At 67.5% G+C, this 10,498-nt stretch carries 11 protein-coding genes and 2 pseudogenes; 4 read left to right on the forward strand and 9 right to left on the reverse strand.

Going from position 1 to position 10,498, the window contains the following annotated elements; genetic code table 11:
- Positions 1–8: 8 nt before the first annotated feature.
- Entirely contained in the window at positions 9–962 is a 954-nt protein-coding gene (locus tag A9X03_RS00490) for an acetaldehyde dehydrogenase (acetylating) (RefSeq protein WP_082969689.1), read from the forward strand.
- Positions 959–1,978: a 4-hydroxy-2-oxovalerate aldolase gene (gene dmpG, locus A9X03_RS00495; RefSeq protein ID WP_068259174.1), complete on the forward strand. Its 1,020-nt coding sequence runs from the start codon at positions 959–961 to the stop codon at positions 1,976–1,978. Before A9X03_RS00490 ends, dmpG begins: the two co-directional genes overlap by 4 nt.
- A gap of 156 nt (positions 1,979–2,134) precedes the next feature.
- Here dmpG and A9X03_RS00500 read toward each other — a convergent pair whose 3' ends face one another.
- From A9X03_RS00500 to A9X03_RS00520, 6 genes and pseudogenes are all read right to left on the reverse strand, one after another.
- Positions 2,135–3,259: a Xaa-Pro peptidase family protein gene (locus tag A9X03_RS00500; RefSeq protein WP_068259178.1), complete on the reverse strand. Its 1,125-nt coding sequence runs from the start codon at positions 3,257–3,259 to the stop codon at positions 2,135–2,137.
- Positions 3,249–4,484 (reverse strand): Xaa-Pro peptidase family protein, encoded by a 1,236-nt coding sequence (locus A9X03_RS00505; RefSeq protein WP_068259180.1) that lies wholly within the window; start codon positions 4,482–4,484, stop codon positions 3,249–3,251. The genes A9X03_RS00500 and A9X03_RS00505 overlap by 11 nt, the downstream gene beginning before the upstream one ends.
- Position 4,485: 1 nt before the next feature.
- Positions 4,486–4,710: pseudogene (locus A9X03_RS30715) on the reverse strand (amidohydrolase family protein); the annotation flags it as partial.
- Positions 4,696–4,842: pseudogene (locus A9X03_RS30720) on the reverse strand (short chain dehydrogenase); the annotation flags it as partial. The pseudogenes A9X03_RS30715 and A9X03_RS30720, both read right to left, overlap by 15 nt.
- Before the next feature lie 39 nt (positions 4,843–4,881).
- Positions 4,882–6,105: a cytochrome P450 gene (locus tag A9X03_RS00515; protein ID WP_068017298.1), complete on the reverse strand. Its 1,224-nt coding sequence runs from the start codon at positions 6,103–6,105 to the stop codon at positions 4,882–4,884.
- Between the two features lie 39 nt (positions 6,106–6,144).
- Positions 6,145–6,822 carry a TetR family transcriptional regulator gene (locus tag A9X03_RS00520; protein WP_068259189.1) on the reverse strand — a complete coding sequence of 226 codons (678 nt, stop codon included), beginning with the start codon at positions 6,820–6,822 and terminating at the stop codon, positions 6,145–6,147.
- A 146-nt stretch (positions 6,823–6,968) separates the two neighbouring features.
- Between A9X03_RS00520 and A9X03_RS00525 the strand changes: the two genes are divergently transcribed.
- Entirely contained in the window at positions 6,969–7,445 is a 477-nt protein-coding gene (locus A9X03_RS00525) for a nitroreductase family deazaflavin-dependent oxidoreductase (protein WP_068017295.1), read from the forward strand.
- Between the two features lie 15 nt (positions 7,446–7,460).
- Here the strand turns inward: A9X03_RS00525 and A9X03_RS00530 are convergent, their stop codons facing one another.
- The 3 genes from A9X03_RS00530 to A9X03_RS00540 all read right to left on the reverse strand — a co-directional run bounded on the left by A9X03_RS00530 (position 7,461) and on the right by A9X03_RS00540 (position 9,541).
- Positions 7,461–7,952 (reverse strand): DUF2231 domain-containing protein, encoded by a 492-nt coding sequence (locus tag A9X03_RS00530; protein ID WP_068017292.1) that lies wholly within the window; start codon positions 7,950–7,952, stop codon positions 7,461–7,463.
- 34 nt (positions 7,953–7,986) lie between these two features.
- On the reverse strand, positions 7,987–8,610 hold the full coding sequence (locus A9X03_RS00535; protein WP_068259192.1) for a hypothetical protein: 624 nt from the start codon (positions 8,608–8,610) through the stop codon (positions 7,987–7,989).
- 121 nt (positions 8,611–8,731) lie between these two features.
- Entirely contained in the window at positions 8,732–9,541 is an 810-nt protein-coding gene (locus tag A9X03_RS00540) for a SigB/SigF/SigG family RNA polymerase sigma factor (RefSeq protein WP_067750223.1), read from the reverse strand.
- A gap of 611 nt (positions 9,542–10,152) precedes the next feature.
- On the opposite strand from A9X03_RS00540, the gene A9X03_RS00545 reads away from it, so the two are divergent.
- Positions 10,153–10,498 (forward strand): SDR family NAD(P)-dependent oxidoreductase (locus tag A9X03_RS00545; RefSeq protein WP_156746431.1); only part of this gene is annotated, 346 nt, incomplete at its 3' end.

A 10,498-nucleotide genomic window follows, 5' to 3' on the forward strand; every position in this document is an offset into this window, starting at 1 on the left:
GCAGTTCAGTGAGTAACGAACGATATCCGGTCGCCATCATCGGGTCGGGCAACATCGGCACCGACCTGATGATCAAGGTCCTCCGCAGCGACGGGCCGCTGGAGATGGCGGCGATGATCGGCATCGACCCGGGGTCCGACGGGCTGGCCCGGGCGAAACGCCTTGGCGTCCCCGTGTCTTCGGAGGGGATCGAGGGCCTGCTCGCGATGCCCCACTTCGACGAGATCCGGCTGGTGTTCGACGCCACCAGCGCCGGCGCCCATGTCCGGCACTGGAACTTTCTGCGCGACAAGGACGTTCGCGTCCTCGACCTGACGCCGGCGGCCGTCGGACCATTCTGCGTGCCGGTGGTGAACCTGGAGGACCACATCGACGCGCCGAACCTGAACATGGTGACGTGCGGGGGGCAGGCCACCGTGCCGATCGTCGCCGCCGTCAACAACGCGGCCCCGGTGTCGTACGCCGAAATCGTCTCGTCCATCTCGTCGAAGTCGGCCGGCCCGGGCACGCGCGCGAACATCGACGAGTTCATCGAGACGACCGCCACCGCGCTCAAAGTGGTTGGCGGAGCGCAGCGCAGCAAGGCGGTGATCGTCCTCAACCCGGCCGACCCCCCGATCCTCATGCGCAACACCGTCTACTGCCTGGTCGAGGGCGACTGCGACCACGAGGCCATCGGCGCCTCGATCGCCGAGATGGTGGAGCGGGTCACCCGGTATGTGCCGGGCTACAAGCTCACCAAGCCCGTCCAGTTCGAGACGTTCGACGCCGACCGTCCGCTGCACATCCCGGAGACCGGGAAGTTCATGGGCACCCGGGTCACCGTGATGCTGCAGGTGACGGGCGCCGCGCACTACCTCCCCGCCTATGCGGGCAACCTCGACATCATGACGTCGGCCGCCCTGGCCACCGCGGAACGAATCGCCGCGCACTCGATGACGACTGTGGGGGTGAGGAAATGAGCAAGCCGCTGTACATCAGTGATGTCACGCTGCGTGACGGCATGCACGCCGTGCGACACTCTTACACCCTGGAGCAGGTCACCGAGATCGCCCGGGCGCTCGACCAGGCGGGGGTGGACTCTATCGAGGTCGCCCATGGAGACGGGCTGGCCGGGTCCAGCTGCGTCTACGGATTCGGCGCCCACACCGACCTGGAGTGGATCGAGGCCGTGGCCGGGACCGTAGAGCGGGCCAAGGTGGCGACCCTCGTGCTGCCGGGCATCGGGACCGTCCGCGACCTGACCGCCGCGCACCGGGCGGGCGCGAGTGTCATACGCGTCGCGACGCACTGCACCGAGGCCGACATCTCCGCGCACCACATCGTCGCGGCGCGCGAACTCGGCATGGACACCGTCGGTTTCCTCATGATGAGCCACATGACCACCCCGCAGAAGCTCGCCGAGCAGGCCGTCCTGATGGAGGGATACGGGGCCGGGTGCGTCTATGTCGTCGACTCCGGGGGCGCGATGACCATGCGCGACGTCGCCGAACGGGTCGACGCGGTGCGGCAAAGCCTCGACAGTGCAACCGAAGTCGGCATCCATGCCCACCACAACATGTCGCTGGGTGTGGCGAATTCGATGGTCGCCGTGGAGCATGGCGCTCACCGCGTCGACGCATCACTGACGGGTATGGGCGCCGGCGCCGGTAACGCGCCGCTGGAGGTCTTCGTCGCGGCGGCCACCCGGATGGGCTGGCAACACGGCTGTGACCTCAACGCGCTCGAGGACGCCGCCGACGACCTTGTGCGGCCCCTGCAGCAGCGTCCGGTGCGCGTGGACCGGGAGACGTTGACGCTGGGATACGCGGGCGTGTACTCAAGTTTCCTGCGTCATGCCGAGGCAACTGCCGAACGGTTCGGCGTCGATGCGCGCACGCTTCTGGTCGAAGCCGGGCGCAGGGGCTTGGTCGGCGGCCAGGAGGACGTGCTTATCGATATCGCCCTCGACCTGACCGGGGAACGGGTTTCCGGGTAACCCCGGAGGTTTTGAGGTGGCAACGAAGGCATCGAGAGGCGCACCCGCAGGTGTCTCCGAGGTTGCCCTCCTGTGTCGCCGACGCTGCCCGGCTGGGCTCTCGGCCGACCGCAGTGATATCGGGATCACGGAACTCACCCAGTGACGCAAGTGATTCTATTGACCGGACCACGACGGGCTGGCGGTCAGCACGTGGGGACCGCCCTCGGTGATGTGAACGGTGTCCCGTCTGAATACCGCCCCGACACCCTTTTCCCAGACATACGCGGTGATGGCCAACACCATCCCCGCCTCCAGTTGGTCGAATTCGCCCGCTGCCAGCAGGGTGTGGGACACCACCGGCGGATCGAATCCCAGCCCCAATCCGTGCGCGATCGGCATCGGCGGAATCGGCTCGCCGGCGGCCTGATAGGCGGCCACCAAGTCCGAGGTGGGCGCGCCGGGCCGGCAGGCCGCAAGCATGTTGTCGTACAACGTGTTCGACCGCTCGAACAGGTCGCGCGTAGCCCGGTCGGCGTGGTCGCCGGCCGGCCACGTCCGGCCCACTTCCGCGACATAGCCGTTCGCCAGGGCCCCCGCGGCGAACGCGACCAGATCACCCGGCCGCGCCTCGCCCGATCCGGCGCGACGCCACGAGTGCTCCTTCGACGTCACCCACGCCGCGTCCTGGGTGGCGGGCGTGCTCACACCGCCCGCGGCCATGGCCTCCATCATGGCCCCCGCCAGCGCTCGTTCCGACACGCCCGGCGCGAATTCGGCCAGCGCGGCGGCAAGTCCGCGCTCGGCGACCCGGAGCGCGGTCGCCATGGCCGCGATCTCGTCGGCCGTCTTGACGCGCCGCGCGGCCCGCATCGCGGGCTCCGCGTCGACGAGCTCGGCGTTCGGGAACGCCTCCGGCAGCAGGGCGGCGAAAGTCGGCGTGATCGCATCGGTTCCGACCCGACGCGCGGTGTGGGCGCCATCGATCTTCTTCAGCACGTCGATGAGCGTCATCGGGTTCCAGGCCAGCCCGTACAGGTGATCGTGCCCGATCTCCTCCGGCACCCCCTCGTCGTCGGTGCTGTTGAGATAGATCTCGCCTGACCCGCGCACCACGACGCACATCGGGCCGAACGGTCGCGTCCCGGCGATCCACAACTGCGGTGCGCCGGTCACGTAACGAATGTTGGCTTGACGCCCAAGCACCAGCATGTCCAGCCCGTGCGCGTCCATCTGCGCCAACGCGCGGTCCCGGCGGCCCATCCGCAGCGCCGTGGGGTCGGGCAGAACTTCAGTCGCCATAGGGGGAGTAGGGGTAGTCGGTGATCGGCAGGTAGCCGTCTTCGGTGATCACCACGATCTCCTCACTGCGATAACCGCCCGTCCCGTCTTCCCACACCACGGGTTCCAGCACCAGAACCGTTCCGACCGGCAAGACGAAGTTGTCGTCGAACTCTTCGCCGAGATCCGTTCCGATCATGGGAGCTTCGGCGGGATAGGTCCCGATACCGTGGCCCAGATAGAAATGCGGCAACCAGGGTTTGCGGCCGCCGTTGGCGGCAATCGCCGCACGCGCCAGATCGCCGGAGGTGACACCGGCTTTGGTCACCGCGAGCACCGCGTCCATGATCGAACGCCATTGTCGGAACTGGTCCTGCTGTCGCTGGGTGGGCGGGCGACCGACCACCCAGGTCCGGCCGAAATCGGAGCAGTACCCGGCATAGGTGATGCTGATGTCGGTCCATAGCACGTCGCCGGCGGCCAGTTCACGATCGGTGGGAAGCAGCGGCAGCGCCAGATCGCCATGTGTCGTCCACACTCCGGCTTCTCGCGAACTCGGCATCACCTGCCAGATGGCCTCCAGCATGTTCGTGGTGGCACCCAGCTCGAAGGCGCGACGCACCAGCGTGGCCGACAGGTCGATCTGGCGGACCCCCGGCGCCAACGCCCGCTGCACGTCCACGATCGCCTGTTCGGTGATGCGGGTGGCCCGGCGAAGGCAGGACAACTCATCGCGAGTCTTCACCAATTGCGCAGCACCAACCACGATCGCCGCATCCGTCGGCTCGCCCCCGGGGAACAGCCTGCGGGCGGCCCTTCGCATCGCTCCGGTCAGTTCGTCGACCGCGACGTTCGCGCCCGGTGGGATCAGCCCAGCCAGCTCACGCGCGAATTGCTCGACGCCATGGTCGAATTCGAGGTAGACGGGCCCGTGCAGATGGTCGTCGGGCACCGGCGATTCCGCGGACGCTCCGCCGCGAAACGGCATGAACAGGTGCGGATGTTCGTCGTCGGCGAGCAAGACCGCGACCGGGCGCTCCACGTGCGACAGCCCCGCGTCCAAGAGCGGCCAGCTGGCGCCCGTCGCGTATCCGACGTAGCCGTTCATCAGCAGTATCAGCGCGTCCACGCCGTGATCGGCCATCGCGGACCGCAGCCTAGCGCCAGTCTCGGAACGCATGCGCGCCCTATCCGGCTCATCGGGGATGTCGATGAGTGTGCCCGGGACACTGAGTGATTCGGTCATCTCACAGGTCCGAGAACGTTCTGGTGTTTGCGCTGGCGACGCGGACCGTGTTCTCGGTACCGACGGCGTCGACGACCGCGGCCAGCGACCGCTCCGAGTAGCCGTAGGTGCTCTCGTTGTGCGGGTAGTCCGACGACCACATCACCTTGTCGATTCCGATCTCGTCGACCTGGGCGAGCCCCAGACCATCCACCATAAACGAGGCGCACGTGTGGGAGTCCCCGAACTGCAATTCGAAGCCGCCTCGGCCCTCCTGGCGTTGCGGCGGCGTCATGATGCCGGCGTTGTTGAGCAAGATGTCAACGGGCCGGGCCTCGGCCGTCAGCTCGTTGCCCAGCGCCGCAACGCTTTCCAGCGAACGCTCGCAAGTCGGGCACCTGCGGGCTCGGGTCGGGTTTCACCATGTCACTGGCAGGTCATAGAGACCGTAAGCCAGCGCGTCGTGCTTGAAGGGCAGTTCTTCCAGCGGCGCCGCGAGGCGCAGGGTTGGGACGCGACGCAGGAGCGTGGGCAGGACGATTTGCAATTCCATCCGGGCCAGCTGTTGCCCGACGCACTGGTGGCGACCGTAGCCGAACCCGACGTGCGGTCCGTCCTCGCGGCGCAGGTCCAGGCGGTCCGGGTCGGGGAACTGCCGGCCGTCCCAGTTCGCCGGAGCGACGTCGAGGATGATGCCCTCGCCGGCTCGGATGGTCTCGCCACCCACGTCGATGTCCTCGACCGCGATCCGCCGCTGGCCGGTTTGGATGATGCTGAGGTAGCGCATCAATTCCTCGACCGCGACGGCGATCACCTGCGGATCGTCTGTGTCGCGCATCAGCGCCAGCTGGTCGGGATGGTCGAGCAGGGCCGCGACGCTCAGGCTGATCATGTTGGCCGTCGTCTCGTGACCGGCGATGAGCACACCGGTGGCCAGCTGGGCCGCCTCGCGCACGGTGAGCTCTTCGGCGTTGACCCGCTCGGCGAGGTCGGAAACCAGATCCTCGGAGGGTCTTTGCATCTTGGCCCGCACCAAGTTCGCCAGGTACTTCGCCAGCGACGCCGCGCCCTGCGCCGTGTCTTCCTCGGTGGCGTAGCGGTCCATGCCGCGCTGGGCCTGGGTCTGGAAGAAGTCCGCGTCCTGGTAGGGCACGCCCAGCAACTCGCTGATGACCAGGGAGGGGACCGGCAGCGCCAATGTGCTCACGATGTCACCCGGCTTTGGGCCGGCCAGCAACGCGTCGACGTGGTCGTCGGTGATCTGCTGCACCGCAGGCCGCAGCGCCTCAACCCGCTTGAAGGTGAACGGTTTTGAGAGCATCCGGCGAAACCTGGTGTGCTCCTCGGCGTCGGAGGTGAACACCGAACGCGGCCGCTTGTGCACCGTCGCGAGCATGCCCTCGTTCCAATGCGGATAGCCCGGGAGCCGGTCGTCGACGCTGGTCCGCGAGTCGGTGAACAACGCCCGGGTCGCCTCATAGCCGTGGATCAGCCAGGGCGTGCTGTCGTCCCAGATCCGGACCCGGCTCAACTGTCTGTCGGCGTTGAGCTGCAGCACTTCTGGCGGCGGGGCGAACGGGCAACCCGGCGCCCGCGACATGGGGAACTCCGGAATAGCGGTGTCGGTCGAGACGTCGGTCATCGTGCTCCTCGGTTTGGCCTGTTCTGGTGTGCGGCGGGGCTAGGTGCGCGCCGCGCTCACATGGACCGGTGCGCGCCAGAGGCCGACGATCGCGTCGATCAGGCCCTCCCCGGCGACCGGCCAGGCCGAACGCGAACGCGGCCCGTGCTCGGCCAGAGCGCCTTCGTGCTCGGCGCAGGTGTGCATGAGCAGGTTGCGCACCATGACCATCCGTTCGGACCGCACCCGCCTGGGCAGGTCGGGAAGGCAACGGTTGATGCCGTCGATGGTCTGCACCAGCAGCGGCGACGCGAGCGCGTCTTTGGTGACGACGTGGCGGTACGTGGGATCGGCCATCGCCTGGGCGGCGAAGCGGGCGTACCAGCTGGGGGTGCCCAGCGCATGCAGATGATCGGTCAGTGGCCGCACCAGCGCGCCCACCCAGTCGCGCAGGTCGCCCGAATCGTCGATTGCGGTCAGCAGGTGCGCGCGCAGTGCCTCGATCGGCTTCCGATGCTTGTCCTCGATCGCCCGGAGCAGGTCGGTCCTGGTGCCGAAGTGATAGCAAGCCGCGGCGTTGTTGCCCTGCCCGGCCGCCTCGCTGATCTGCCGGTTCGATACCGCGTACATGCCGCGCTCGGCGAACAGCACTTCCGCGGCCGACAGGATCGCCTCCCGGGTGCCCGTCGACCTGTCGGAACGGGCGGCCCGTTCGGCGGTCATCGCCCAAGTGAACACGGACCATCATATTAAATCAAGCAATTTATTTAATCGGTGCGGCGCCAGGAAGGCGTGACCGAGCGCCGGCATCGGAAACCCCAGCCGTCAGGGTCATTTCACCGCTCCGATGCCCGCGCTGGGGCCGCCGGGAATACAGTCTGCGTATGAATCCGCTGCAGCGGGTGGCCCGGAATCCGGCGGCCTACCGCCGGCTCGTCCTGACTGGCCGGCCAGTCGCGGAAAGTCTTGAGGCGCTGCTTCGCTTCGCGACGACTGGACGGTTCGGTGTACTCGATCTCGTGGGCTTGCCGAACGTACAGATCACCACGTCGGGCCGCAAGACGGGCCTCGCCCGTACCGCGACCGTGCAGTACGTGCCGCTCGACGGCGGGTTGCTGCTGGTCGGCTCCAACTGGGGCCGAGAGCGCCATCCCTCGTGGTCGGCGAACCTCAAAGCGACACAACGCGTTACCGTCCGCAGGCGCGGCCATCGCTTCGTGGCATCGGTCCGGCTGCTCACCGGCGCGGAACGTGACCAAGCATGGTCCACGGCGGTAACGCACTGGCCGAACTACCAGGTCGCCCAGGATCGCGCGGGCCGGCGCACATTCCGGCTCTTTCTCCTCACGCCAACCGCATAGGCGCCGCGATAACCGCTAACCCGGGTGCGATTTCTGCAGACGCGCGATCTCGTCACCCCAAACCGATTGCGCCCCAGCATCACCCACGCGGTAGATCTGGATCGTCGATGCGATGGCGACGGCGAGCACCAGTATCGCGATGGTCGCCCGGACGGCCACACGGCTCTTGTCTGAGCGGCGTTCGATCAGGCGCATCGCCACGAGCACCAACGCGGCCGCCAGCAGCGCGGCCGCGAAGTAGGTCATCGTGCCGCCCAGGGCGGCGTGCTTTTGCAGGATCGCGCTGGGTTTGGTCCGCAGGTCATACAGCCATTCCCCGGCGTCCACCGTGATCGGCGTGAGCACCATGGTGACGATGGCCGATATCACCGCCAGCCACAACAGGGGGCCGCGCCGCGCCGTCGGCCAGAACACGCAGACGATCTCCAGCAGGGCGGTCACGGGTACGAGCACCACGACGAAGTGCAGCAGCAGCGCATGGGCCGGCATGCCGTTGATGACGGTCATCGGGCTCCTCGGATTGTGGGCGGTCAGCTCTCGGTCAGCCGCCGAGCCCCTTCTTGATGGCCGTGTCCTGTTTCTGGCCGACGTCGTTGACGAAATCCGCGGGGGCCAGCGTGTCGGGCGGTCCGTCGAACTGCAGTGTCACGAAGGCCCTGCCCTCGGTGAACATCAGCAGGGTCACACCCTTGTTGTGGTCGGGGGAGTTACCCAGCAGGGTCGTTCCGCCCGTCCCGACGGCGGCGGCTTGCGTGGTCGGGTTCTTGATCACGTCACCCTGACCGCCCTTGGCCGCGTTCAACGCGTTCGTTGCGGCGCCAGGGTCGGCCAACACCTGGATGGTGTCTTTGATGACGTGGCTGCCGTCCTCGTCCTTGAACGTCGTCGCGACGCCGGGCTGGCCGTTCGGGTTGGTGGTCGGCGGGGTGGCTGTGAACGGAATCGGGGCGTTGATGTCGCTGGCCTGGATCAGCAACCCGGTGTAGTCACTCGGCTGGGCGGGGCCCGACGATGCCGGCGCCGAGCTCTGGGCGCTGGTAGCCGAGCTGGACGACCCCGGCTTGGACGTCGAAGGCGTCGAATTCTTGCCGCCGCACCCCGACACCGCCACCGCCAGCGCCGTCGTCGCCGCGACTCCCGCGGCCACCGTCCGTGAAGTCCTCATCGTTCGAGCTCCCTTCCCAGGCCGCCTTCGGCGCCGCAGTCGAGTTCGTTCCCGAATCGCACAGTACATTGCGGCGTGGCGCGGGCGTGGCGCCCAAGGCCCCTGGCGGGCGATGAGTTGTTTACTCCAATTGGTCGCGCAAGCAGCGCAGGGTGCTGGCCAGGATGCGGGAGACCTGCATCTGTGACACCCCGATGCGCTCGGCGATCTGGCTCTGCGTCATCGATTCGAAGAACCGCATGCGCAACACCTCGCGTTCGCGTTCGGGCAGGCCGGCAACCAGGACACGCAGCGCCTCGCGGTTGGTGATGTGCTCGATCTGCGGGTCGAGGCCGCCAACGGCGTCGGCGACCAGTCGGGGCGTGCCCGAACTGTCGGCGCCCACCGGGGCATCCAGGGAATCCAGCCGGTAGGCGTCGCCCGCCACGAGGCATTCGACGATTTCCTCGCGGGGGACTTCCAGCACCTGTGCCAGCTCGCCCGCGGTGGGCGCGCGGCCCAGCTTCTGAGCCAGGTCCCCGGTCGTCCTGCTGATCTGCACGTGCAGTTCGCGTAGCCGCCGGGGGACCCGCATCCCCCAGCTGTAGTCGCGGAAGTACCTACGGACCTCGCCCATCATGGTCGGGACCGCGAAGCCGATGAAGCTGGGTCCCTTGGCGGGATCGAACCGGTTGATAGCGTTCATCAAACCCAGGCGCGCCACCTGGACGAGGTCGTCGATGCCTTCACCCCGGCGGGCGAAGTGGCTTGCCACGTGGTCGGCAAGAGGCAGACAACGGGCCACGATGCGTTCGCGCTGGCGGCCGTACTCATGCGACTCGGCGGGCATTTGGCGCAGTTCGACGAACATTTCGACCACGTCGTCGTAGGAATCGTCGGATTTCTTGTCGCGGCACTCGGCAGGGCGCGGGGTTGTTATCACATCAGTCATACGCGCACGCGCCCGATGTTGGCGCGGTCGATCCTGAAACCTTTGCTGCACAGAGATTTTTGCATTGCTGACTCACTCCTCTGAGTCGTGTGCAGCGAGGCATGCGGTCATGCGCAGAATCGCCTCACTCCACCTCTATCCGCAGGACTGGGTCGTTTAGACAACGCGTACGGGATACCAACGAGAGAGATGACTCGGGTTCGTTTCGCCGGAGCCATATCATGCTCAGTAGCCGTGCGGCTGACTGGCCGCTTTGAGCTAAACGGCGACGCGTCCAGAACGGACTTCGATCTTGACTATACGCCCCATCGCACACGCCCGCGATCGCTTGGCCCGATTGGGGCCGAAACGCGTCGGCAACCGCAGCCGCCGGGCAACGAGCACGAGCACAGCAAACCGCCAGAACATAGCCAAGTGAGCGTTGGCCAGCCGTTTTGACGCCCTCACCGGTTAGCCGCAAAGGTGCCGGGACCGTCGGCGCGCAACCGGAGGGTGAGGTTCTCATTTGTACGCTCGCTGGGTACTGTTCGCCTAATGTTCGTGACCAAACTCGCGCGACGCGCCGTCGACCGGTGTCGAGAGCCTTTCGCGCACAACGTTTTCCGGCGCCGATGGCGGTGAACGAAACAGACCGCCCGCTGGAGGGCCGCGGGGTGGTGGTGGCCGGCGGCAGCCGGGGAATCGGGCGCGCGATCGCCGAACTGCTGAGCGCTCTGGGCGCCGGTGTCGTGGTCAATGGGCGCGACGAGGACGCCGTCGAGGAGGCCGTCGCCGCGATCACGGCGTCCGGCGGGCGCGCCACCGCGGTGGTCGGACCCGCGAACGAGGAGCGCGTCGCCGGGGCGCTGGTCGACGAGTGTGTACGCGCTCATGGGCGGCTGGACGCCCTGATCAACTGCGCCGGGGTTGCCGAGCCGCCAGGGTCCTCGATCCTGAACATCTCGCCGGACGAGTTCG

It is taken from the genome of Mycobacterium sp. E1715, assembly GCF_001667625.1.
Classification (GTDB): Bacteria; Actinomycetota; Actinomycetes; order Mycobacteriales; family Mycobacteriaceae; genus Mycobacterium.